This is a genomic window from Paraoerskovia marina DSM 21750 (assembly GCF_000701465.1).
Lineage (GTDB): Bacteria > Actinomycetota > Actinomycetes > Actinomycetales > Cellulomonadaceae > Paraoerskovia > Paraoerskovia marina.
Genome location: NZ_JNIY01000003.1, coordinates 1113192 through 1135972 on the forward strand (window position 1 = coordinate 1113192; position 22781 = coordinate 1135972).

General features: G+C 70.8%; 25 protein-coding genes. 24 read left to right on the top strand and 1 reads right to left on the bottom strand.

Translation table 11 applies throughout. From position 1 onward, the window contains the following. Positions 1 to 80: 80 nt before the first annotated feature. The 19 genes from Q343_RS0105275 (at position 81) to Q343_RS0105365 (ending at position 17710) form a co-directional block, all read left to right on the top strand. On the top strand, positions 81 to 497 hold the full coding sequence (locus Q343_RS0105275; protein WP_155990632.1) for a hypothetical protein: 417 nt from the start codon (positions 81 to 83) through the stop codon (positions 495 to 497). 12 nt (positions 498 to 509) lie between these two features. Beyond that, positions 510 to 1673, top strand: coding sequence for a signal recognition particle-docking protein FtsY (ftsY, locus tag Q343_RS0105280; protein WP_029252540.1), 1164 nt, complete (start codon positions 510 to 512; stop codon positions 1671 to 1673). 151 nt (positions 1674 to 1824) lie between these two features. Next, on the top strand, positions 1825 to 3147 hold the full coding sequence (locus tag Q343_RS0105285; protein WP_029252541.1) for an ammonium transporter: 1323 nt from the start codon (positions 1825 to 1827) through the stop codon (positions 3145 to 3147). Continuing rightward, positions 3144 to 3482 carry a P-II family nitrogen regulator gene (locus tag Q343_RS0105290; RefSeq protein WP_029252542.1) on the top strand — a complete coding sequence of 113 codons (339 nt, stop codon included), beginning with the start codon at positions 3144 to 3146 and terminating at the stop codon, positions 3480 to 3482. Before Q343_RS0105285 ends, Q343_RS0105290 begins: the two co-directional genes overlap by 4 nt. 6 nt (positions 3483 to 3488) lie before the next feature. Continuing rightward, complete coding sequence (locus tag Q343_RS0105295; RefSeq protein WP_052366870.1) at positions 3489 to 5276, top strand: [protein-PII] uridylyltransferase family protein; 1788 nt, start codon at positions 3489 to 3491, stop codon at positions 5274 to 5276. Positions 5277 to 5317: 41 nt separating this feature from the next. Next, on the top strand, positions 5318 to 6886 hold the full coding sequence (gene ffh, locus Q343_RS0105300; protein ID WP_029252544.1) for a signal recognition particle protein: 1569 nt from the start codon (positions 5318 to 5320) through the stop codon (positions 6884 to 6886). A 30-nt stretch (positions 6887 to 6916) separates the two neighbouring features. Next, positions 6917 to 8050 carry an amidohydrolase family protein gene (locus tag Q343_RS0105305; RefSeq protein WP_029252545.1) on the top strand — a complete coding sequence of 378 codons (1134 nt, stop codon included), beginning with the start codon at positions 6917 to 6919 and terminating at the stop codon, positions 8048 to 8050. Positions 8051 to 8229: 179 nt separating this feature from the next. After that, on the top strand, positions 8230 to 8652 hold the full coding sequence (rpsP, locus tag Q343_RS0105310; protein ID WP_029252546.1) for a 30S ribosomal protein S16: 423 nt from the start codon (positions 8230 to 8232) through the stop codon (positions 8650 to 8652). Further along, the gene (locus tag Q343_RS0105315) at positions 8652 to 8888 is read left to right on the top strand and encodes an RNA-binding protein (protein WP_029252547.1); all 237 of its coding nucleotides are present in this window, start codon (positions 8652 to 8654) and stop codon (positions 8886 to 8888) included. Before rpsP ends, Q343_RS0105315 begins: the two co-directional genes overlap by 1 nt. Positions 8889 to 8979: 91 nt before the next feature. Then, positions 8980 to 9522, top strand: a complete 543-nt coding sequence (gene rimM, locus Q343_RS0105320; RefSeq protein WP_029252548.1) for a ribosome maturation factor RimM — start codon at positions 8980 to 8982, stop codon at positions 9520 to 9522. Continuing rightward, positions 9522 to 10313 (top strand): tRNA (guanosine(37)-N1)-methyltransferase TrmD, encoded by a 792-nt coding sequence (gene trmD, locus Q343_RS0105325; RefSeq protein ID WP_029252549.1) that lies wholly within the window; start codon positions 9522 to 9524, stop codon positions 10311 to 10313. The genes rimM and trmD overlap by 1 nt, the downstream gene beginning before the upstream one ends. A gap of 180 nt (positions 10314 to 10493) precedes the next feature. Then, complete coding sequence (gene rplS / locus Q343_RS0105330; RefSeq protein ID WP_029252550.1) at positions 10494 to 10844, top strand: 50S ribosomal protein L19; 351 nt, start codon at positions 10494 to 10496, stop codon at positions 10842 to 10844. Between the two features lie 99 nt (positions 10845 to 10943). Beyond that, positions 10944 to 11669 (top strand): signal peptidase I, encoded by a 726-nt coding sequence (lepB, locus tag Q343_RS0105335; protein WP_231959188.1) that lies wholly within the window; start codon positions 10944 to 10946, stop codon positions 11667 to 11669. Next, complete coding sequence (locus Q343_RS0105340; protein ID WP_052366871.1) at positions 11666 to 12403, top strand: ribonuclease HII; 738 nt, start codon at positions 11666 to 11668, stop codon at positions 12401 to 12403. Before lepB ends, Q343_RS0105340 begins: the two co-directional genes overlap by 4 nt. Before the next feature lie 864 nt (positions 12404 to 13267). Then, on the top strand, positions 13268 to 13567 hold the full coding sequence (locus Q343_RS0105345) for a DUF2469 domain-containing protein (protein ID WP_029252553.1): 300 nt from the start codon (positions 13268 to 13270) through the stop codon (positions 13565 to 13567). A gap of 120 nt (positions 13568 to 13687) precedes the next feature. After that, a complete protein-coding gene (locus Q343_RS0105350; RefSeq protein WP_029252554.1) occupies positions 13688 to 14044 on the top strand; it encodes a YraN family protein in 357 nt (118 codons plus the stop codon). A 38-nt stretch (positions 14045 to 14082) separates the two neighbouring features. Continuing rightward, positions 14083 to 15561 (top strand): YifB family Mg chelatase-like AAA ATPase, encoded by a 1479-nt coding sequence (locus Q343_RS0105355; RefSeq protein WP_052366934.1) that lies wholly within the window; start codon positions 14083 to 14085, stop codon positions 15559 to 15561. Continuing rightward, positions 15554 to 16738, top strand: coding sequence for a DNA-processing protein DprA (gene dprA / locus Q343_RS0105360; RefSeq protein WP_043109268.1), 1185 nt, complete (start codon positions 15554 to 15556; stop codon positions 16736 to 16738). The genes Q343_RS0105355 and dprA overlap by 8 nt, the downstream gene beginning before the upstream one ends. Positions 16739 to 16795: 57 nt before the next feature. After that, on the top strand, positions 16796 to 17710 hold the full coding sequence (locus Q343_RS0105365; protein ID WP_029252557.1) for a tyrosine recombinase XerC: 915 nt from the start codon (positions 16796 to 16798) through the stop codon (positions 17708 to 17710). On the opposite strand, the gene Q343_RS0105370 is transcribed toward Q343_RS0105365, so the two are convergent. Next, positions 17673 to 18233: a M23 family metallopeptidase gene (locus Q343_RS0105370; protein WP_081829617.1), complete on the bottom strand. Its 561-nt coding sequence runs from the start codon at positions 18231 to 18233 to the stop codon at positions 17673 to 17675. The two genes, Q343_RS0105365 and Q343_RS0105370, sit on opposite strands and share 38 nt — an antisense overlap. A gap of 347 nt (positions 18234 to 18580) precedes the next feature. Between Q343_RS0105370 and rpsB the strand changes: the two genes are divergently transcribed. The 5 genes from rpsB (at position 18581) to Q343_RS0105395 (ending at position 22747) form a co-directional block, all read left to right on the top strand. Then, positions 18581 to 19525, top strand: coding sequence for a 30S ribosomal protein S2 (gene rpsB / locus Q343_RS0105375; RefSeq protein WP_029252559.1), 945 nt, complete (start codon positions 18581 to 18583; stop codon positions 19523 to 19525). Positions 19526 to 19603: 78 nt separating this feature from the next. Beyond that, positions 19604 to 20443: a translation elongation factor Ts gene (gene tsf / locus Q343_RS0105380; protein ID WP_029252560.1), complete on the top strand. Its 840-nt coding sequence runs from the start codon at positions 19604 to 19606 to the stop codon at positions 20441 to 20443. Between the two features lie 114 nt (positions 20444 to 20557). Then, positions 20558 to 21283, top strand: a complete 726-nt coding sequence (pyrH, locus tag Q343_RS0105385) for a UMP kinase (protein WP_029252561.1) — start codon at positions 20558 to 20560, stop codon at positions 21281 to 21283. A 64-nt stretch (positions 21284 to 21347) separates the two neighbouring features. Beyond that, positions 21348 to 21905: a ribosome recycling factor gene (frr, locus tag Q343_RS0105390; protein WP_029252562.1), complete on the top strand. Its 558-nt coding sequence runs from the start codon at positions 21348 to 21350 to the stop codon at positions 21903 to 21905. Further along, positions 21905 to 22747 carry a phosphatidate cytidylyltransferase gene (locus tag Q343_RS0105395; RefSeq protein WP_029252563.1) on the top strand — a complete coding sequence of 281 codons (843 nt, stop codon included), beginning with the start codon at positions 21905 to 21907 and terminating at the stop codon, positions 22745 to 22747. Before frr ends, Q343_RS0105395 begins: the two co-directional genes overlap by 1 nt. The last annotated feature ends 34 nt before the right edge of the window (positions 22748 to 22781 follow it).

A 22781-nucleotide genomic window follows, 5' to 3' on the forward strand; every position in this document is an offset into this window, starting at 1 on the left:
CCCGTGGAGATCGTGTGACAGTTCGATGACAACGGTGATGTCGGCGTGTCGGGTGCCGCACGCTCCTGCACACTGTCTACATGCTTGGAATGTTCCTGTGGTGGGGTATAGCCCTTCTCGTCGCGTGCGTGGTCTTCGTGTACGCGGGAACCGTCGCGGGCATGGAGTCGGGCCAGAAGGGTCGCGGCGTCCGCGGTTTTGTCGACGACCTGCGGAGTGCCACGGACGCGATGCGTGAGCGTCGCCGGCAGCGTCGTGCGGGCACGGCGACCGGCCGGCAGGACCCGGAGCAGCCGGTCGAGACGCGCATGGGGGACTTCTTCGCGGCGACGCAGGAGGACGGGAACCCGTACATGGACGCCACCGACGTCACCGAGTCGTGGGCCCGGACGGGCGCACGGGCCGTCGACGCCGCCCGCACCGCCCGGGGCCACGTCCGGATCGGGACGGTCAGGCCCCGCGAGCACGCCCAGCCTGAGGAGCCCACGGAGGTCTGAGAGAATCAGCGCGTGACAAACGCGACCGATCTCACCTGGCTCTGGATCCTTCTCGCAGTTCTCGTCGTGGCAGGACTGCTCTACGTCCTCCTCGCGCCGCGGGGACGAGGGGCCAAGAAGCCACCGACCCTGGACGAGCGCGGACCGGACCAGGCGGAGGTGCCCGAGGCCGAGGGCGAGGCCGAGAGCCTGCCGGCGAAGGCTGCCGCGCCGTCGACGGAGACGCCCGCACCCACCGCTGGTCGGCTCACGCGGCTGCGGGACCGGCTCGCCCGGTCCGGCTCGCCGCTCGGATCGGCGCTGCTCGCCGTCCTGTCGCGTGACAGCCTCACCGAGGACGACTGGGACGAGATCGAGGAGATCCTCCTGCTCGCCGACGTCGGTGCGGGGGCCACGGGGGAGATCGTCGACGGCCTGCGGACGCGGGTCCGCGTCGAGGGCGTGCGTGACCCGGCAGCGGTCCGCGCCATGCTGCGCTCCGCCCTGCTCGAGATCATCGACCCGGAGCTCGACCGGAGCCTGGCGACGCAGCGGGTCACGAGGGAGGACGGCGTCACCGTCCCCGCGGTCACTCTCGTCGTCGGTGTCAACGGGACCGGGAAGACCACGACCGTCGGAAAGCTGGCACGGGTGCTCGTCGCGGACGGGAGCTCGGTCGTCCTCGGAGCCGCGGACACGTTCCGTGCCGCCGCGGCCGACCAGCTCGAGACCTGGGGTGCCCGTGTCGGCGTACCCACCGTCCGTTCCGAGCGCGAGGGTGGCGACCCGGCGTCCGTCGCGTTCGACGCGGTGCGTCGCGGTCGCGAGGACGGGACCGACGTCGTGCTCGTGGACACGGCCGGCCGTCTGCAGAACAAGGCCGGGCTGATGGACGAGCTCGGCAAGATCCGTCGGGTGATCACGAAGGAGGCACCGCTCGCGGAGGTGCTTCTCGTCCTCGACGCGACGACGGGGCAGAACGGCATGACCCAGGCCCGGGTCTTCGGGGAGGTCGCAGGCGTCACGGGCATCGTGCTCACCAAGCTGGACGGCACGGCCAAGGGCGGGATCGTCGTCGCCGTGCAGCGCGAGCTCGGGGTGCCGGTCAAGCTGGTCGGTCTCGGTGAGGGCCCCGACGACCTCGCACCCTTCGACCCGGCCGAGTTCGTCGACGCACTCCTCGGCGACCCGGCGTAGCCGTCGTCTCGGACGCCGAGACGCGAAACATGATGGTTACCCGCCGATGACGCCTGTCACACGCTCGTAACACGACGACCTATCGGCGGAAACCCGCGTCTTCGAAGGTTGACCCAGATCGGCCGCCCGGGCCGACGAGGGGAGACTGACCATGGTGGAGCTGGACACCGGAGCGACCGCGTGGATGCTGATGTCGGCATCCCTCGTGCTCCTGATGACGCCGGGACTGGCGTTCTTTTACGGCGGGATGGTACGGACCAAGTCCGTCCTGAACATGATGATGATGTCGTTCGGGTCGATCGCGGTCGTCGCCGTGGTCTACGTGCTCTGGGGGTGGTCGATGTCCTACGGGGCGGACGTCGGCGGCATCTTCGGAAACCCGTTCGACCAGTTCGGGCTGCAGGGCGCGATCTACGACGAGTCGGGTGAGTTCCTCATCGACGGGTTCGGTGTGCCGAACATCGTCGGTGTCGGGTTCCAGGCGACGTTCGCCATCATCACCGTCGCGCTGATCTCCGGTGCGCTGGCCGACCGCGTCAAGTTCGGTACCTGGATGATCTTCACGGCCATCTGGGTCACCGTCTGCTACTTCCCGCTCGCCCACATGGTGTGGGGCGGCGGCTTCCTCTCCGGCTCGGCCGACGGCCTGGCGGCGATGGTCTTCGGCACCACCGGCACGGGGGCCGACGAGGTCGCGAGCGTCGCTCCGATCGACTTCGCCGGTGGCACCGTGGTGCACATCAACGCCGGTATCGCGGCGCTCGTGCTCGCCATCATCATCGGCAAGCGCAAGGGCTTCGGCAAGGAGCCGATGCGTCCGCACAACCTCACGCTCGTCATGCTGGGTGCTGCGCTCCTGTGGTTCGGCTGGTTCGGATTCAACGGTGGCTCGGCCTTCACGGCCGACGGCTTCGCCGGCCTCGCCTGGGTCAACACCACCACCGCGACCGCGGCCGCCGTGATCGGATGGCTCGTGACCGAGAAGCTGCGCGACGGCTCGGCCACCTCCCTCGGTGCCGCGTCCGGCGTCGTCGCAGGTCTGGTCGCCATCACGCCGGCCGCCGGTTCCGTCAGCCCGGTCGGTTCGCTCGCCGTCGGCGCCGTCGCCGGTGTCCTGTCCGCCCTGGCGGTCGGCCTGAAGTTCAAGTTCGGCTACGACGACTCGCTCGACGTGGTCGGCGTGCACCTGGTCTCCGGCCTCTGGGGCACCGTGGCGATCGGCTTCCTCGCGACCGAGACCGGTCTCTTCTACGGTGGGGGCGTCGAGCAGCTCGTCGTCCAGATCCTCATCGCACTCGTCGCCGTGGCGTTCGCCGGGATCGTGACGCTCGTGATCGGGTTGATCCTGAAGTCGACCATCGGCTGGCGCATCAGCGAGGAGGACGAGGTCGGCGGTATCGACCTCGCCGTCCACGGGGAGTCCGCGTACGAGATCGCCGCACAGGGCGGCACCATCAAGGAGGTTCGAGCATGAAGCTCGTCACAGGAATCATCCAGCCGCACCGTCTCGACGACGTGAAGACGTCGCTGGAGGCAGCAGGGATCCGCGGCATGACGGTCTCGGAGGCCAGCGGGTACGGCCGGCAGAAGGGGCACACCGAGGTGTACCGCGGCGCCGAGTACACGGTGGACCTGGTCCCCAAGGTCCGGATCGAGGTGCTCGTCGACGACGAGACCGCCCCGACGGTGACCGACGTCGTCGTCCAGGCCGCGCAGACCGGCCGGATCGGTGACGGCAAGGTCTGGACGGTCCCCGTCGAGGACGTCGTCCGGGTCCGCACCGGCGAGCACGGCGCAGGCGCACTGTGACGGCTCATGTCCGACGCTGACACGGAGGCCCCGGACCCCACAGGGGTGCGGGGCCTCCGCGCTGAGATCACCACCCTCGCCCGGTCGTTGACCGGGCCCGGCCGCAGCGGTGTCGCACGGCGAGAGGCGCTCGGCGAGCTCGTCGTCGAGCGCCTCGCCGCACTGTGGTCGCACGCGCTGCAGGGGGAGGAGAGTCACGGGATGGCGCTCGCCGCGGTCGGGAGTCTCGGCCGCGGGGAGTTCGGACCGGCCAGCGACCTGGACCTCGTCCTCGTCTACGACGGGCGAGTCCGCTCCGCCGCCGAGGTCGGCGTGGTGGCCGACCGGATCTGGTACCCGCTCTGGGACTCGGGCGTCGACGTCGACCACGCCGTTCGATCGCTGAGCCAGTGCCGACAGGTCGCGTCCACGGACGTGCCGGCGGCGGTGGGTTGGCTCGACGTCCGGGCGATCGCCGGCGACGCCGTCGTCGTGCACCGTGCCGCGAGCGCCGTCCTCGCCGACTGGCGGGACGCCTCGCGTCGGCGCCTTCCGGACCTCCTGACGTCGGTCCGCGAACGCGCCGAGAAGTTCGGTGAGCTCGCCTACCTGATCGAGCCGGACCTCAAGGAGGCCCGGGGAGGGATCCGCGACGCCGTCGTGCTCTCGGCCCTGGCCGCGACGTGGCTCACCGACCGGCCCCACGGTGCCGTCGACCGGGCGCACGCGCACCTGCTCGACGTCCGCGACGCGCTGCAGGTCGTCACGGGTCGACACTCGCACCGTCTGAGTCTCGGCGACCTGGACGACGTCGCGGCGCTCGCGGGCTACGACGACCCGGACGACCTGCTCGGCAGCCTGGCCGCCTCGGGCCGGGAGGTCTCGTACGCCCTCGACGGGACCATCCGCCGAGCGCGCCGCGCGTTGCAGCGACCACCCGCCCGGCGCCCGCTGCTCGTCCGCGGACGACGTGCTGCGCCGCGGCTCCGGTCTGCGGGTCCCGGCCTGGTCGAGCACGACGGCGAGCTCGTCCTTGCCGTCGGCGCGACGCCGGAGACCGACCCCATGCTGGCTCTGCGCGCCGGGGCCGTGGCCGCCCGGACCGGGCTCGCGCTCTCGCCGGTGACGGTCGCCAGCCTGTCGGCCTGCCCGTCGCTGCCGGTCCCGTGGCCGACCGCGGCCAGGACGGAGCTGCTGCACCTGCTCGGCTCGGGGCACGCCCAGGTCCCCGTGTGGGAGGCGCTGGACCTCGCGGGGGTCGTGACCAGCTGGATCCCGGAGTGGGAGGGGGTGCGCAACCGGCCCCAGCGGGCCGCCGTCCACCGCCACACGGTCGACCGGCACATGATCGAGGTGGTCGCGCTCGCCTCGTCGGGACGGCGCTCCGTGGAACGGATCGACCTGCTCCTGCTGTCGTGCCTCCTGCACGACATCGGCAAGCGCGCGGGCGTCGAGGACCACTCCGTCGCCGGCGAGCCGCTGGCCCGCGCAGCCGTCGCGCGCATGGGCTTCGGTGACGGGGCGGCGGACGACGTCGCCCGGCTCGTGCGGCACCACCTCACGCTCTCCCGGCTCGCCGTGACCGCGGACCCCGACGACCCGGCGACGGTGCGTGAGCTCGTCGACGCCGTGGACGGTCGGACGGACCTCCTCGAGGTCCTGCGGGTGCTCACGGAGGCAGACGGCGCATCTCTCGGTCCGGGGGCGTGGACGACCTGGCGCGCGCGCCTCGTCGACCGGCTGGTGGGTGCGGCCCGGCACGCACTCGAGCCCTCCCTGCCGCCCGAGGGTCGGGATCCGGCCGCCGGACGGTAGGCTGGGACGGCTCTGCTCCACGACCCCAAAGGATCCATGCGGTGTTCTCCACCCTGTCGGACCGTCTGACGTCCACCTTCAAGAACCTGCGCACCAAGGGCCGGCTCTCCGAGGCGGACATCGATGCCACCGTGCGCGAGATCCGTCGCGCGCTCCTCGATGCCGACGTCGCCGTCCCGGTGGTGCGTGAGTTCACCGCGTCGGTGCGCGAGCGAGCGCTCTCCGCGGAGGTCTCCGGTGCGCTGAACCCTGCCCAGCAGGTCGTCAAGATCGTCAACGACGAGCTCGTCGGGATCCTCGGCGGGGAGTCCCGGTCGCTGAACCTGGCGAAGACACCGCCGACGGTGATCATGCTCGCGGGGCTCCAGGGTGCGGGAAAGACGACCCTGGCCGGGAAGCTGGCCCTCGACCTGAAGGGTCGCGGCCACACCCCGATCCTCGTGGCCGCCGACCTGCAGCGCCCCAACGCCGTCACCCAGCTGCAGGTGGTCGGTGAGCGCGCGGGCGTCCCCGTGCACGCGCCGCACCCCGGGAACCAGGGCGCCGAGACCGACGAGGTCGTCGGCGACCCGGTCGGCGTCGCCCGCGACGGTGTGGCGACGGCCCGGGCGCGCGAGCACGACGTCGTGATCGTCGACACGGCCGGCCGTCTCGGCGTCGACGAGCTGCTGATGCAGCAGGCGGCCGACATCCGCGAGGCGATCTCACCGGACGAGGTGCTGTTCGTCATCGACGCGATGATCGGCCAGGACGCCGTCACCACGGCCCAGGCCTTCCTCGAGGGTGTCGACTTCACCGGTGTCGTGCTCTCCAAGCTCGACGGCGACGCACGCGGTGGTGCCGCCCTGTCGGTCGCGAAGGTCACCGGCCGCCCGATCCTGTTCGCGTCCACCGGTGAGAAGCTCACCGAGTTTGAGGCGTTCCACCCCGACCGGATGGCGTCGCGCATCCTGGACATGGGCGACGTCCTGACGCTGATCGAGCAGGCCGAGCGGACCTTCGACGCCCAAGAGGCCGAGAAGATGGCGGCCAAGGTCGCGTCGGGAGAGGACTTCACGCTCGCCGACTTCCTGGTGCAGATGCAGCAGATGAAGAAGATGGGCTCGATGAAGAAGATGCTCGGCATGCTGCCGGGCATGGGCCAGATGCGGGACGCCATCGAGAACTTCGACGAGCGCGAGGTCGACCGCATCGAGGCGATCATCAACTCGATGACCCCCGGCGAGCGCGAGAACCCGCGCGTGATCAACGGGTCGCGACGCGCACGGATCGCCAAGGGCTCGGGCGTCCGCACGAGCGACGTCAACCAGCTGCTCGAACGCTTCACCCAGGCCCAGAAGATGATGCGTCAGATGGGCAAGGGCGGCGGCATGCCGGGGATGCCGGGGATGCCGGCCATGGGTGGCAGCGGCAAGAAGGCGAAGGGTCGCATGCAGGCCCCCGCGAAGAAGCGCAAGGGGAAGTCGGGCAACCCGGCCAAGCGTGCCGCGCAGGAGCGGGGCGAGACGACCAGCAAGGCGCAGGCGCCCGGCTCGGCCTTCGGCGGCGGGCCGACGACGCCCCCCGAGGACGTCGACCTGGCGGAGCTGCAGAAGTATCTGGGCCGCTAGGCCCGTTCGACACACGACACGGAGGTCGCATTGTCTGCACTTGAGGGCCCGACGATCCACGTCTCAGGCCACGTCATCCTGGGCGCAGACCAAGAGGTCGGCGACGCATGGGTGAAGGACGGTGCGCTCAGTCTGACGCGGCCGTCCGCCCAGGGCACCAACATGACAGAGCTGTCAGGGTGGGTCGTCCCGGGGCTCGTCGACGTGCACTGCCACGTCGGCCTCGGGGCCGACGGTCCCGTCGACGAGGACGTCGCCGAGGCGCAGGCGCGGGCGGACAGGGACGCCGGAGTCCTTCTGATCCGCGACGCGGGATCGCCCGCCGACACGCGGTGGGTCCAGCAGCGCCCGGACCTGCCGCGGCTCGTCCGCGCGGGGCGGCACATCGCCCGCCCGCGGCGCTACCTGCGCAACTACGGCCTCGAGCTCGAGGACCCGTCACAGCTGGCCGACGTCGTCCGGGCCGAGGCGCGCACCGGCGACGGCTGGGTCAAGCTCGTCGGTGACTGGATCGACCGGGACATGGGCCCCGGGGCCGACCTTCGCCCGTTGTGGACCCGCGAACAGCTCGTCGGGGCAGTCGAGGCGGCCCATGCCGAGGCGGCACGCGTCACCGTCCACGCGTTCTCCGCGGAGGTCATCCCGGACCTCGTCGAGGCAGGGGTCGACTGTATCGAGCACGGCACGGGGATCGCACCGGAGATCATGTACGAGATCTCCGAGCGGGGGATCGCCGTGACTCCGACGTTGCTGCAGGTCTCGCGGTTCGAGCAGATCGCCGACCAGGCCGCCGGCAAGTACGACGTCTTCGCACGCCGGCTCCGCGGCATGCACGAGCGACGCTACGAGCAGGTGCGGGAGATGTACGACGCGGGGATCCAGCTGCTCGTCGGCACCGACGCGGGCGGGACGATCGACCACGGTCGTCTGGCGGCGGAGTGCGCCGAGCTCGTCGAGGCAGGACTGCCCGCGCGCGACGTCGTCGCCGCCGCGAGCTGGGAGGGCCGCGCGTTCCTCGGCTACGGGTCGCTCGTCGAGGGGGCGTCGGCGGACTTCGTCGTCTACCCGGAGGACCCGCGGCTCGACGTCGGTGTCCTCAAGCACCCCGCGGCGATCGTCCTGCGCGGAGAGATCGTCGGCGGTTCGCTCGCGACCGCTCGATAGCCGTCGTCGACGTCACGGGCGGCGTGTGGACCGGCCGGTGATCCGTCTGGCACAATGGGCAGGTACTCGGCGTGCCCGGCCCCTCTCACCGCGCGACGCCGTGTCCCGACACGGTCAGCCTCCTCGCCCCACGAGGACGCGGATCAGTCACCACCACGTGAAACAGGAGAGACCACCTAGTGGCCACCAAGATTCGTCTCAAGCGCCTCGGTAAGATCCGTGCGCCCTACTACCGTGTCGTCGTCGCCGACTCGCGCACCAAGCGCGACGGTCGTGTGATCGAGGAGATCGGCAAGTACCACCCCACCGAGGAGCCCTCGTTCATCGAGATCAACTCCGAGCGTGCGCAGTACTGGCTCGGCGTCGGCGCTCAGCCGACCGAGCAGGTCGCTGCACTGCTCAAGATCACCGGTGACTGGCAGAAGCACAAGGGTCTGCCGGGCGCCGAGGGCACCCTGCGCACCAAGGGCGACGCCGGCGACACCGCTGCTGCGGTCGAGGCCGTCCACGCCGAGGCCGAGAAGGCCAAGGCCAAGGCTGCCGAGAAGAAGTCGGCGGAGGCCGCCAAGGCTGCCGCTGAGACGGCAGACGAGCAGGCCTGATGCTTGCCGACGCGCTCGAGCACCTCGTCCGGGGGATCGTCGATCACCCGGACGACGTCCAGGTCTCGAACCGGACGCTGCGACGCGGTGACCTCCTCGAGGTCCGGGTCCACCCGGAAGATCTCGGCCGGGTCATCGGCCGAGGCGGCCGGACAGCACGAGCGCTGCGCACCGTCGTCGGAGCGATCGCCACGGGCCCTGTGCGCGTGGACGTCGTCGACGTCGATCGTCGCTGAGTAGTGATGACGAGGCCCGGTCCCCCAGGGGGCCGGGCCTCGTCGTCGTTGACGCGCCGCGAGCCTGACGCCGCGGCCAGGAGGAGGACCGATGGAGCTCACCGTTGCAAAGATCGGCCGCGCGCACGGGTTGCGCGGCGAGGTGGGGCTCGAGGTGCGTACCGACACGCCCGAGGCGAGGTTCGCCGTCGGGCAGGCCCTCCGGACGCGTCCGGCTGACGTCGGCCCGCTGACGGTCGCCCGGCACCGGTCGCTCGACGGCCGCTGGTTCGTCACGTTCGCCGAGGCGCAGGACCGCAACGCCGCCGAGGCGCTGCGCGGGACGGAGCTCGTCGTCGACGTCGAGGCGTCGGACGAGCCCGACGCCTGGTACCCGCACGAGCTGACCGGGCTGCGCGTCGAGCTCGTCGACGGCACGCACGTGGGAGAGGTCGCCGGCCTCGAGCCCGGCGCGGCGCACGACCTGCTCGTGGTCCGCGAGCTCGGCGGCGAGCGGACCCTCGTACCGTTCGTGACGGTCTTCGTCCCCGTCGTCGACGTGGACGGAGGCCGCGTCGTCCTCGACCCGCCCGGCGGACTCCTGGCGCGAGACGCCGCGAACCTGGAGATCTCCGACGAGACGAGCGGGTCCTGATGCGGATCGACGTCGTCACGATCTTCCCCGACTACCTCCGGGCGCTCGACCTCTCCCTGGTCGGCAAGGCGAGGACCTCGGGGCTACTGGACCTGCGGGTCCACGACCTGCGGGACTGGACGACGGACCGGCACCGGACCGTCGACGACTCCCCGCTCGGCGGGGGCGCCGGGATGGTCATGCGGCCGGACGTCTGGGGCCAGGCCCTCGACGCCTGTGCGCAGCCCGGGGCGCACCTGGTGGTCCCGACCCCCTCGGGACGCACCTTCACGCAGCGGACCGCCGAGGCTCTCAGCGGCGAGGAGCAGCTCGTCTTCGCGTGCGGCCGGTACGAGGGGATCGACGCACGGGTCGCGGAACGCCATCGCGCGGCCGGCGGTCGTGTGAGCGAGCTGTCGATCGGCGACTACGTGCTCAACGGGGGAGAGGTCGCCACGATGGTGATGGTCGAGGCCGTCGCGCGCCTCCTGCCCGGTGTGATCGGGAACCCGGAGTCGCTCGTCGAGGAGTCGCACGGTGCGGCAGGTCTGCTCGAGTACCCGGTCTACACCCGTCCGCCGTCCTGGGACGGCTACGACGCCCCCGAGGTGCTTCTCTCTGGCCATCATGCACGTATCGCCCGGTGGCGGAGGGACGAGGCGCTCCGCAGGACCGCCGCGCGCCGGCCGGACATGATCCAGGATCTCGACGCCGCGGCGCTCGACAAGCACGACCGTGCCGTCCTGGAGGAGCTCGGATGGGTGGTCGAGGCCGGACGCCTGGTGCCGACACCGCCGGCTCCTGTGGCATAATCGTCCTTTGGTGTGCGTCGGTCCACGTCTTCTGCCACGGGGGACGGCGTGCAGAGACTTCTCTGCTGACCTGAGGACCGGGCCTGTGCCCGGTCGCGACGTCGCCACCTTTCGTACCGACACCGGCTCTCGTCGAGAGCCTCGAGACGCGTCCGACCTGTGGCGGGCGGGGAGAAGAACATGCACACCCTTGATTCGGTCGACGCAGCGAGCCTGCGCGACGACATCCCGGAGTTCCGCGCCGGCGACACGCTGAAGGTCAACGTCAAGGTCGTCGAGGGCAACCGCTCGCGCGTCCAGGCGTTCCAGGGCGCGGTCATCTCTCGCTCGGGCCACGGCGTCCGCGAGACGTTCACCGTCCGCAAGGTCAGCTTCGGCGTCGGCGTCGAGCGCACGTTCCCCGTGCACTCCCCGACGATCGACACGGTCGAGGTCGTCACCCGCGGTGACGTCCGTCGCGCCAAGCTGTACTACCTGCGCTCGCTGCGCGGCAAGAAGGCCAAGATCAAGGAGAAGCGCACCAACTCCTGATCTCTCGCTTCGGGCGGTCACCCTTCGGGGTGGCCGCCCGTTCGCGTACCCGGGGCGCGGACGTTTCTCCGGTCGCGTCCGGCGTGGGAGAGTGTGCTCGTGACCCGTGACGACATCGACGACAACGGCCTCGCCACCGAATCGGGGCGGCATCACGAGGACGGGGCCCGGGGCGGAGGCGCCCTGCTGCGGGAGATCGCGATCATCCTCGTCAGCGCGCTCGTGCTCTCCTGGCTCATCAAGACCTTCCTCATCCAGGCGTTCTTCATCCCCAGCGAGTCGATGGAGGACACGCTGCAGGTCGACGACCGCGTCATGGTCTCCCGCCTCGTCCCCGGCGTCTTCGACGTCCACCGCGGGGACATCGTCGTGTTCACCGACCCCGGCGGGTGGCTGCCGGCGCAACGCTCGGACCCGCAGACCCCGATCGGCAGCGTCCTGACCTGGATCGGGCTGCGGCCCCAGGACACGGGAGACCATCTGATCAAGCGGACGATCGGGGTCGCCGGCGACCATGTCGAGTGCTGTGACGCCGAGGGTCGCGTCAGCGTCAACGGCGAGCCCCTCGACGAGCCGTACCTGAAGCCGGGGTCGATCCCCAGCGAGGTCGAGTTCGACGTCACGGTGCCCGCGGACTCGCTGTTCGTCATGGGCGACAACCGACAGCACTCGGGCGACTCCCGCTATCACCTCGGCGACCCTGGAGGCGGATTCGTGCCGCTCGACGACGTGACCGGGTCCGCCTTCATCCGTGTCTGGCCGTTCGACCGGTTCGCGGTGCTCCACAATCCCGGTGACGTCTTCGCCGACGTCCCCGAGCCGTGACCACCGATCCTCCCGATCTTCGGCACGAGCGCGCGCTGCTCGGCGCCGGCGCGCGCGTCGTCGCCGGCATGGACGAGGTCGGGCGTGGCGCCCTCGCGGGGCCCGTCAGCGTGGGTGTGGCGGTCGTCGACGCGTCCACCGGTCCTTGCCCGACGGGGCTGACGGACTCGAAGCTCCTGACGCCGCGGGCGCGGGCGCGACTGGTCGAGCCGACACGCGCCTGGGCCGTGGGCTGGGCGGTCGGCCACGCGGGACCCGCCGAGATCGACGCGCACGGGATCGTCACGGCTCTGCGCATCGCCGGGCTGAGGGCGCTGGCCCAGGTTCGTCGACAGGTCGGCCCGGTCGACGTCGTCCTGCTCGACGGTTCGCACGACTGGCTCTCCCGTCCCGCGGGGTTCGACCTCTTCGCGTCCGCCGAGCTGGACATCGACGACGGGCCCCCGGATCCCGCCGTACGCACTCTCGTCAAGGCAGACATGACCTGCGCGTCCGTGGCTGCCGCCAGCGTGCTGGCCAAGACGGAACGTGACGCCCTGGTCGCCGGGCTCGCTCGCCAGTACCCCGCCTACCGGTGGGACAGCAACAAGGGATACGCATCGGCCGCGCACGTCGACGCGATCCGTCGGCTCGGCACGACGCCGCAGCACCGCCGGAGCTGGAAGATTCCAGGAGCCGAGACGTTGCCCACGCCTGTCGAGGCGGCACAGTCGACCCTTGATGGTTCATTATGAACGTATCGACCACCACCAGCAACAACACCCCCACCCATCACAAAAGACATACGCCATCCCCCACCTCGCGCCCCACGAGACCGCCTGTTATGGTGGTTGAAAACATAAGAAACACCTAGTGGATGGAGAACTGGAATGCCAGCACCACGACTGCCACACGACCGTGTAGCAAGGATGTTGGAAGACGGGATGGGACCAGCTGAAATCTCAGCATGGTTACGGGAACACCTCGGCATCGAGGTAACCCCATCAGCAATAAGCATGTTCAGGAAGCGTCACACCGATATCCCACCAGCAGGCGGGATCAAGGCCGGTGGGCGTCGCATGCCGTGGAAGGTCAAGCCGGAACACAAGGGTTCCGTGTACCGCAACGCCGTGTACTCGTACTGGCGTCGTGAGCACGACGAACCGTTGGGTGACGAGTCATGGCGGAACCTGTACGCGGTCGAAGCTCGGCTAAAGGAAACGGGGCAGGTGATTGACTACAACCCGCGACGCAAGACAGGGTTCCACCTCGTCCCCGCACGGACTGGGGTGGACCTCGGCCTCGTGCGGGAACCGGACGGGAAGCCGCGACCACCTAAGCGCGGACCGTACGCCGCGCTCGAAGGGTAACTCCATTCGCCGCGCGGGTGCCGGGGTGACGAGACTCCAGGCCTGCGGTGACTCGGTGGTGGCGTGGGGAGGGGTAGCCGGATCGCTTCGTGTGCCAACTGCGATTTGCGGAGAGTCACCACTGCCCTGAATGGCTGCACGCCGTCGTGCTCGCCATGAGTTCGTCCGTGGCGACGGCGAATATTGGGCGTGCCGAGGATTGTTAGCGTGTAGGTCGCCCCATTTGGTGTGATGGTTCATGATGGACGAGTGAGCGCAGAAGACCTCGAGAACTATGAGACCGACATGGAGCTCGCGCTCTACCGCGAGTACCGAGACGTGGTCTCGCTCTTCTCGTACGTCGTGGAGACCGAGCGACGTTTCTACCTCGCCAACCAGGTCGATCTCCAGGTCCGGTCGGCGGCGGGCGAGGTGTATTTCGAGCTCACGCTGGCGGACGCATGGGTCTGGGACGTCTACCGGTCGGCACGGTTCGTCAAGTCCGTCCGGGTCGTGACGTTCAAGGACGTCAACGTCGAGGAGCTCGCCAAGGCGGATCTTCAGCTCTGACGCCCCGCACCGCGCCAGACTCGTCCACAGACACCCGCGACGGCGCGTCGTCTCCACGGCCTCGTCGGCCCACGCCCGCTCCCTCCGTCCGACCGGCAGCATCGGTCGTGGAGGTGAGACATGCGAGCGAAGGACGCCGTGGGTCGGTACGGAGAGAGTGTCGCGGTCCGGCATCTGGAGTCGTTGGGCTGGCAGATCGTCGCAAGGAACTGGCGGACAGCGCGAGGTGAGCTGGACGTCGTCGCCCTGGACGGGGACGTGCTGGTCGCGGTGGAGGTCAAGACACGACGAGGAGTCTTGTCGGGGCATCCGGCCGAGGCGGTCACGCCCGCGAAGCTGGCGCGCATCCGTCGCCTCACGGGGGAGTGGCTATCCCTCGACCGGTCGCACCCGGCATCCGTGCGCATCGACGTGGTCGCCGTCGTCGTGGCGCGGGCGGGTGCCGCGCAGATCGAGCACCTGCGAGGCGTCTGGTGAGCGGCCTCGGAACCACCCGGGCGGTCGCACTCCTCGGGATGACCGGGCACGTCGTCGAGGTCCAGGCGCACGTCGCCGCCTCGGTCCCCGGCTTCGTCCTGGTCGGGCTCCCCGATACCTCCCTGCACGAGTCCCGCGACCGTGTGCGCGCCGCGGTCGCCTCGAGCGGAGTGCCCTGGCCCCAGCGGAAGATCACCGTGAACCTCTCGCCGGCCTCGCTTCCCAAGACGGGCACGGGGTTCGACCTCGCGATCGCCGTCGCGATCCTCGCCGGTGCCGGCGTCGTCCGGGCGGAGGTCCGTGAGGTCGTGCACCTCGCCGAGGTCGGGCTGGACGGGCGGCTGCACCCGGTGCGGGGTGTGCTGCCGGCGGTCGCTGCGGCGGTGCGCGCCGGACTCCCCGACGTCGTCGTCGCGTCGGCGGACGTCGAGGAGGCGAGCCTGGTTCCCGGCGCGCGCGTGCGCGGCGCCGCGACCCTTGCGGGAACACTCCGGCTGCACGGCGTCGACGTCGAGGACGAACCGACCGACCCGTTCCGCCGGCCGGCCGTGTCCGTCCGCCACCAGCCGAGCGGGGACCTGGCGGACGTCGTCGGTCAGCCCGAGGCGCGGCGTGCGATCGAGGTCGCCGCGGCCGGTGGGCATCACCTGCTCATGGTGGGCCCGCCCGGTGCGGGCAAGACGATGCTGGCGTCGCGGCTTCCCGGAGTCCTGCCCGACCTCGACGACGAGGCTGCCGTCGAGGTCACGTCCGTGCACTCGATGGCCGGGACGTTCGATCCCGGTCACGGCCTCCTCCGTCGCCCTCCGTTCGAGGACCCGCACCACACCGCGACGCCGGCGTCGGTGGTCGGAGGAGGTGCCGGTGTGCCGCGGCCCGGTGCTGCGTCGCGAGCCCACCGTGGCGTGCTCTTCATGGACGAGGCTCCGGAGTTCAGCCCGCGCGTGCTCCAGACGTTGCGGCAACCGCTCGAGCAGGGCGAGCTGGTGATACACCGCGCACGGGGAGCGTCGCGATTCCCGGCGAGGTTCCAGCTGGTGCTCGCCGCGAACCCGTGCCCGTGCGGGCGGCGGGTGGGCCGCGGGCTCGACTGCACGTGTCGACCGCTCGACGTCCAGCGCTACATCGGGCGGCTCTCGGGCCCGCTCCTGGACCGCGTCGACCTCCAGGTCGACGTGCTCCCGGTGCGCCGGGCGACGGCGAGCCCCGGCGAGAGCACCGCGGTCGTCCGCGCCCGTGTCCAGGAGGCGCGGGCGGTCGCGCGGGCGCGACTCGCCGGGACACCCTGGCGGACGAACGTGGAGGTCCCAGGGCCGGCGCTGCGCTCCCGGTGGCCCCTCGGTTCCCGCGCGGCGGCCGTGGACCGCGCGGTCGAGCGCGGGACGCTCAGCCTTCGCGGTGCGGACCGCGCGACGCGCATCGCCTGGACGCTCGCCGATCTCGCCGGACGCGAGGCGCCCGGACGCGACGAGATCGGCGAGGCCCTGGCGCTCCGGACGAGGGGGAGCGGTGCGTAGTCCTCGCGACGTCGACGACCCCCGGCTTGCCGCCGCCGCGTGGTCACGACTGGCGGAACCCGGGGACCTCGTCGCCACGGCCCTCGTCGCGTCGATGGGGGCGGTGGCGGCGCTGCGGTGGGTGGACGACCTCGTCGGAGGTCGCGCCGACCTGCCGAACACCTCGTCGACCTCGGGGCCGGAGTCCGCGATCCTGCCTGCGCGGGCACGACTGCAGAGGGCGGTCGCTCGGTGGGCTCCGCGTCTGGAGTGCGCGGATCCCCTCCGGGAGGTGCATGTCCTCGAACGGCTGGGAGGACGTCTGCTCGTGCCCGGGGACGAGATGTGGCCGGAGTCGATCGACGATCTCGGTCGGACGGCACCCTTCGCGCTCTGGGTCCGGGGCGCGCACGACCTACGATCTCTCATGCAGGGGTCGGTCGCACTTGTCGGAGCACGAGCCTGCACCGAGTACGGACGACGAGTGACCGACGAGATCGCCGGCACGCTCGCGGCCCGGCGGACGACGACGGTGTCCGGGGGTGCCTACGGCATCGACGCCGCGGCCCACCGTGCGGCGCTGGTCGCCGGCGGACCGACGGTCGCCTTCCTCGCCGGAGGCGTCGACCGGCTGTACCCCGCCGGGAACTCTGAGATCCTGCGCGAGCTGATGGAGAGCGGCGGCGCCGTCGTGAGCGAGGTCCCTCCGGGCTCTGTGCCGAACCGTGTCCGATTCCTGCATCGCAACCGGCTGATCGCCGCGGCCTCCCGGGCGACGGTCGTCGTCGAGGCGGCGTGGAGGTCGGGATCGCTGAGCACGGCGGCGCGGGCCGTCGAGCTCGGTCGACCCGTCGGTGCGGTGCCCGGGCCGGTGACGTCTCCGGCCTCGACGGGATGCCATCGGCTCCTGCGTGACGGTGCGGTCTGTGTCACGGGTGGGGACGAGGTTCTCGAGCTCGTGGGATCGATCGGCGAGTCGTACGGTGCGGAGCCGCCGGGCGACGCGCGGCCCGGGGACGGGCTCGAGCCAGAGGATCGTGCGACCTGGGAGGCGCTGCCCCTCCGCTCCGGAGCCACGGTCGACGGTCTGGCACGCGCCGCGGGTCTCTCGACCACGGAGACGCGCGCGGCGCTCGGGCGTCTCGAGCTCGCGGGGCTGGCCGAGCGGCACGACGGCGGGTGGCGGCGCGGACGATGAGCTGGACGTCGGTGCGCCTCCTTGGCCGACGGGGACCCGTCGCGCACGCTGTCCGGTATGACCTCATCGCCGGTGCCGACAGAGCGCGACATCCTCGCCTTCGGCGACCACCTCGCCGTCGAGCGGGGACTCTCGGACCACACCGTGCGGGCGTACCTCGGAGACGTGGAGGCCTTCGCCCTCTGGTGCCGTGACCAGGGTCATGGCGAGCCGGATCAGGTCACGCTGACCGTCGTCCGCGGCTGGCTCGGGGCGATGGCGGACGGAGGCGCGGCACGGTCCTCGCTCGCGCGTCGTGGAGCGGCGTTGCGGGCGTTCTTCGCGTGGATGCGCCGCACCGGGCGGTCCGACGTGGACCCGGCGGTTCGACTGGCGACGCCACGCGTGCCGAAGGCGCTGCCGACCGTCCTCGGGGTGGACCCTGCCGCGCACCTCATGGAGAACGTCAAGGCGTCGGCGGAGTCGGGCGAACCGGCCGACGTCCGGGCCTGGGCAGCGGTCGAGCTCCTCTACGCCACCGGTGCGCGTGTCGGCGAGCTGGTGGGGGTCGACGTCGACGACGTCGACCTCGACGAGAGGACCCTCCGCGTGATGGGCAAGGGGGCGAAGGAACGGGTCGTGCCGTTCGGTGTCCCGGCGGCGCGTGCGGTCCGGGCATGGTTAGGTGTCCGGCCCACGCTGGTACGGCCGGACTCCGGAGCAGCCCTGCTGCTCGGTGACCGAGGGGGCCGGTGGTCGCAGCGTCGGCTCCGCGAGTGCGTGCATGCGTGCGCAGCCCGGGCCGGCGTGGACGACATCGGTCCGCACGACCTGCGGCACAGTGCCGCGACACACCTCCTCGAGGGCGGGTCCGACCTGCGCAGCGTCCAGGAGGTGCTCGGCCACTCCAGCCTGGCGACGACGGAGCGGTACACGCACGTGAGCGCCGACCGGCTCAGGGCCTCGTTCGAGCAGGCGTTCCCTCGGGCCTAGTCGACAGCAGGACGATCGGTCCTCCGTCAAGGAGGAGGAGCGGGTCGACGTAGACCTCGTCCTCCCTCACGCCCCAGTGCAGGCAGGACGAGCAGTGCATACCCGTCGTCCCCGCGACTCCGACGACCTGCCCGCGGGCCACGGTCTCGCCCTGCACCAGGTCGGACTCGACCGGTTCCAGGGTGCTGCGTCGGCCGTCGTCGTGCTCCAGGACGAGGACCGGCCGGCCGCCGACGGCACCCGCGAACGTCACTGTCCCGGCAGCCGGCGCGGCGACCGACGTCCCCGGCGGTGCGACGACGTCGACACCGCGATGGCCAGGGAGCCAGTCCTGGAGCGGCGGGTCGAAGCCTCGCACCACGTCGGCCACCGCGGTGCACGACGCAGGCGCGCACCACTCGCCGGGCGCCGGCCACGGTGCGGCCGCCGGTGGGCCTGAGGTGGCCGGGCGCGAGAGCCCGGCCACGACGACAGCAGTCGCGAGCACGACACCCGTGACGGCGTGCACCGTTCGACGTCTCATCCTCGTATCGTGGTCCGGCCGGGCGCCCGCAGGGTCGCGTGGACTCGGCGCTGTGGACGCTGCGCGTCGCTGTGACCCTGTGGACATGGCTGGCGGCTGAGAACACACGCCGCGTCCGGTAGACTCTTCGATGCGACCGGTGCGTCTGACCGGTCGACATCGCGTGTCGTCCGCTCCCACGAGGGAGGGCGAGCCAGACATCGGTCCGAGGTCTCCTCGGCGTCGGCGAGCCACGACACCAGGAGGACGGGCCGCCGGCCCGTGCTGACAACCGCAACAGCGGTCGCGCCGTGCGCGACCGCGCAGATTTGGTGCGCGGCCCCCGGCCGCGCGTGAAAGGACGTGCCATGGCCGTCGTGACCATGCGCCAGCTCCTCGAGAGCGGTGTCCACTTCGGACACCAGACCCGCCGTTGGAACCCGAAGATGAAGCGCTTCATCTTCACCGAGCGCAACGGCATCTACATCGTCGACCTGCAGCAGTCGCTGTCGTACATCGACCGTGCCTACGAGTTCGTGAAGGAGACCGTCGCCCACGGCGGGACGATCCTCTTCGTCGGCACCAAGCGCCAGGCCCAGGAGCCCATCGCCGAGCAGGCCGCTCGCGTCGGGATGCCCTACGTCAACCACCGCTGGCTCGGTGGCATGCTGACCAACTTCGGCACGGTGCACAAGCGCCTGCAGCGCATGAAGGAGCTCGAGGAGATCGACTTCGACGACGTCGCCGCGTCGGGTCTGACCAAGAAGGAGCTCCTCGTCCTCCGCCGCGAGAAGGACAAGCTCGTCCGTACCCTCGGTGGTATCCGCGACATGGCGAAGGTCCCCTCCGCCGTCTGGATCGTCGACACGAACAAGGAGCACCTCGCCGTCGACGAGGCGCGCAAGCTGCGCATCCCGATCGTCGCGATCCTCGACACGAACTGCGACCCTGACGTCGTCGACTACAAGATCCCGGGCAACGACGACGCGATCCGTTCCGTCACGCTGCTGACGCGTGTGATCGCCGACGCCGTCGCCGAGGGCACCATCAAGCGCCACCAGGGTTCGAAGGGCGAGGAGTCTGCCGACGCCGAGCCGCTCGCCGAGTGGGAGCAAGAGCTGCTCACCGGCTCCGAGGAGACCGCTGCGCCGGCCGAGGCCGCCGCCGAGGCTCCCGCCGCCGACGCTGCTGCCGAGCCGTCCGCCCCGGAGGCACCGGCCGAGGCCGCCGCCGAGGAGACCCCGGCCGCGGAGGAAGCGCCTGCCGCTGACGCCGCCCCGGCCGCCGAGGCTGCAGAGCCCACCGAGAAGTGATCCGACGAGGCCCCGGAGCGCGTCGCGCGCCCGGGGCCTCGCCCGGCACGATCCGTCGACTAACGTAAGGAAGCAGACATGGCGAACTACACCGCTGCTGACATCAAGGCGCTCCGTGAGCGCACCGGCGCCGGCATGCTCGACGTCAAGAAGGCGCTCGACGAGGCTGACGGCAACGCCGAGAAGGCCCTCGAGATCATCCGCGTCAAGGGCCTGAAGGGCGTGGCCAAGCGCGAGGGCAACACGACCTCCGAGGGTCTTGTCGCCGTCCAGGTCGACGACGTCGACGGCGGCCAGGTCGCCACGATCGTCGAGATCAACTCCGAGACCGACTTCGTCGCCAAGAACGAGAAGTTCATCGAGCTCGCGAACACGGTCCTCGCGGCCGTCGCGGCAGCCGGCGCCCAGGACCTCGACGCCGCACTTGCCGCGCCGACGGCCGACGGGACCGTGGGTGACGTCATCAACGGCGCCGCCGCCACCATGGGCGAGAAGATCGTCCTGCGTCGCGTCGCGCGCGTCGAGGGTGAGAAGGTCACCGCCTACCTGCACCGCACCGCCAAGGACCTGCCGCCGTCGATCGCCGCCGTCGTGGCGACGGACGCAGCAGGCGAGGCCGTTGCCAAGGACATCGCGCAGCACATCGCCGCGATGTCGCCCGAGTTCCTCTCGCGCGACGACGTCCCGGCCGACACGGTCGCCAACGAGCGCCGTATCGCCGAGGAGACCTCGCGCAACGAGGGCAAGCCCGAGGCAGCGCTCCCGAAGATCATCGAGGGCCGCCTCAACGGGTACTTCAAGCAGGCGGTGCTCCTCGAGCAGCCGCTGGCGAAGGACCCGAAGCAGACGGTGAAGCAGACGCTCGAGGGCGCCGGGGGTTCGCTCACCTCGTTCGTCCGTTTCCGCGTCGGCAACTGACCACGCCACGTCGGCCCGGCTAATTTCGATTGGCCGGGCCGACGTGCACCCACGGACCTCGCACCTGCGAGGATCCGACACGTTTTGCTGAACGGACGAAGGACGGTGGATGCGGTGACCGACTCAAGGACGCAGGCACGACGGGTCTTGCTCAAGCTGTCGGGCGAGACCTTCGGAGGAGGCGCCGTCGGGCTTGACGCCGACGTCGTCCAGCGCGTCGCACGGGAGATCTCCGTCGCTGTCGCCGACGGGATCCAGGTCGCCATCGTCGTCGGCGGCGGGAACTTCTTCCGCGGGGCCGACCTCTCCAAGGCGGGGATGGACCGGGCACGCGCCGACTACATGGGCATGCTCGGAACGGTCATGAACTGCCTCGCGCTCCAGGACTTTCTGGAGCAGGCCGGCACGACGACACGCGTCCAGACCGCGATCACCATGGGGCAGGTCGCCGAGCCCTACATCCCGCTTCGCGCGATCCGGCACCTGGAGAAGGGCCGTGTCGTCATCTTCGGCGCGGGCGCGGGGATGCCCTACTTCTCGACGGACACCGTCTCGGCGCAGCGCGCGCTCGAGGTGCGGTGTGACGAGGTCCTGATGGGAAAGAACGGTGTCGACGGTGTCTACACCTCGGACCCCCGGACGGACCCCGCTGCCGAGAAGCTGGACCACCTGACGTACACGCGTGCACTCGTCGACGACCTCGGCGTGATGGACGCGACCGCGATGAGCCTGTGCCGGGACAACGACGTGCGCATGCGCGTGTTCGGTATGGGCGAGCCCGGCAACGTCACGCGGGCGCTGCAGGGTGAGAACATTGGGACACTGGTAACGGCTGCCTGACGGCATCCACCCCCGTCCGTGCGCCGCGCGGGCGACGACGAGCTGTACCGCTGAAGGAGCGCACGTGATCGACGAGACCCTCCTCGAGGCCGAGGAAAAGATGGACAAGGCTGTCGAGGTCGCGAAGGAAGACTTCGCCGGCATTCGCAGTGGACGCGCGAGCTCGGGCATGTTCGCGAAGATCACCGTGGACTACTACGGGGCTCCGACGCCGCTGCAGCAGCTCGCGTCGTTCCAGATCCCCGAGGCCCGGACCGTCGTCATCGCACCGTTCGACAAGTCGGCGATGACCGCCATCGAGAAGGCTCTGCGCGACTCCGACCTCGGGGTGAACCCGTCGAACGACGGCAACGTCATCCGCATCGCCCTGCCCGCCCTGACCGAGGAGCGGCGCCGTGACTTCGTGAAGCTGGCGAAGACGAAGGCCGAGGACGCCAAGGTCTCGATCCGCTCCGTCCGTCGCAAGGCCAAGGATCAGCTGGACCGCCTCGTCAAGGACGGCGACGCCGGCGAGGACGAGGGTTCGCGCGCCGAGAAGGAGCTCGAGGCGCTCACCAAGCGTCATGTCGACGAGGTCGACGTGATTCTTGCCGCCAAGGAGAGCGAACTGCTCGAGGTCTGATGACTGCCGAGCCGCTCTCCACCCCGGCGGGCCGCCAACCACGCGCGGGCCGCAACCTGCCCGTCGCGATCGCGGTCGGGGTCGGTCTCCTCCTGGTCGTCGCGGTCAGCCTCGGGTACCGGCCCGAGCTGTTCGTCGGGCTCGCCGTCGTCGCGGTCGGCGGCGCCCTCTGGGAGCTGGGCCGGGCGTTCACGCGCCGCGGCATCCATCTGCCGATGGTGCCGCTGATCGTCGGATCGACGGGGATCATCGTCTCGACGTATACGTCGGGGTCCGAGGCGCTGATGGTCTCGTACCTGCTGACGGTCGCGGGCTCCGTCGTCTGGCGGCTCATCGACGGGCCCGGACCGGGTGCGCTGCGCGACGTCGCTGCCGCCGCGTTCGCGGCGACCTACCTGCCTTTCATGGCCGGCTTCGTCATGCTGATGCTCTCGGAGCCCCAGGGGCGGCTCCAGGTCCTCGTCTTCATCCTGCTGGCCGTGTCGAACGACGTGGGCGGGTACATCGCCGGGGTCCTCTACGGGCGCCATCCGCTCGCCCCGACGGTGAGTCCGAAGAAGTCGTGGGAGGGCCTCGGCGGCTCGTTCGTCCTCGCGATCCTCGTCGGAGTGAGTGCGGCCGTGTGGGGCTTCGGCATCAGCCCGTGGATCGGCGTCGCGCTCGGTCTGGTGACCCCGCTGACCGCGACGGTCGGCGACCTCGCCGAGTCGTTGATCAAGCGCGATCTAGAATTGAAGGACATGGGTTCGTTGCTGCCGGGGCACGGAGGTCTCCTGGACCGGCTCGACTCCATGATGATCACGGCTCCGTTCGTGTACCTGATGTTGTCCGTAGCGCTCTGAGGAACCGCCTCGTCCGCTCACCGCACCCGACCCT

Bases quoted from the DNA above. Each gene is read 5' to 3' on its own strand.
- Q343_RS0105275 (WP_155990632.1), top strand. From the start codon at position 81: ATGCTTGGAATGTTCCTGTGGTGGGGTATAGCCCTTCTCGTCGCGTGC.
- Q343_RS0105285 (WP_029252541.1), top strand. From the start codon at position 1,825: ATGGTGGAGCTGGACACCGGAGCGACCGCGTGGATGCTGATGTCGGCA.
- Q343_RS0105290 (WP_029252542.1), top strand. From the start codon at position 3,144: ATGAAGCTCGTCACAGGAATCATCCAGCCGCACCGTCTCGACGACGTG.
- Q343_RS0105295 (WP_052366870.1), top strand. From the start codon at position 3,489: ATGTCCGACGCTGACACGGAGGCCCCGGACCCCACAGGGGTGCGGGGC.
- Q343_RS0105315 (WP_029252547.1), top strand. From the start codon at position 8,652: ATGCTTGCCGACGCGCTCGAGCACCTCGTCCGGGGGATCGTCGATCAC.
- rimM (WP_029252548.1), top strand. From the start codon at position 8,980: ATGGAGCTCACCGTTGCAAAGATCGGCCGCGCGCACGGGTTGCGCGGC.
- trmD (WP_029252549.1), top strand. From the start codon at position 9,522: ATGCGGATCGACGTCGTCACGATCTTCCCCGACTACCTCCGGGCGCTC.
- rplS (WP_029252550.1), top strand. From the start codon at position 10,494: ATGCACACCCTTGATTCGGTCGACGCAGCGAGCCTGCGCGACGACATC.
- Q343_RS0105350 (WP_029252554.1), top strand. From the start codon at position 13,688: ATGCGAGCGAAGGACGCCGTGGGTCGGTACGGAGAGAGTGTCGCGGTC.
- Q343_RS0105355 (WP_052366934.1), top strand. From the start codon at position 14,083: ATGACCGGGCACGTCGTCGAGGTCCAGGCGCACGTCGCCGCCTCGGTC.
- Q343_RS0105365 (WP_029252557.1), top strand. From the start codon at position 16,796: ATGACCTCATCGCCGGTGCCGACAGAGCGCGACATCCTCGCCTTCGGC.
- Q343_RS0105370 (WP_081829617.1), bottom strand. From the start codon at position 18,233: ATGAGACGTCGAACGGTGCACGCCGTCACGGGTGTCGTGCTCGCGACT.
- rpsB (WP_029252559.1), top strand. From the start codon at position 18,581: ATGGCCGTCGTGACCATGCGCCAGCTCCTCGAGAGCGGTGTCCACTTC.
- tsf (WP_029252560.1), top strand. From the start codon at position 19,604: ATGGCGAACTACACCGCTGCTGACATCAAGGCGCTCCGTGAGCGCACC.
- Q343_RS0105395 (WP_029252563.1), top strand. From the start codon at position 21,905: ATGACTGCCGAGCCGCTCTCCACCCCGGCGGGCCGCCAACCACGCGCG.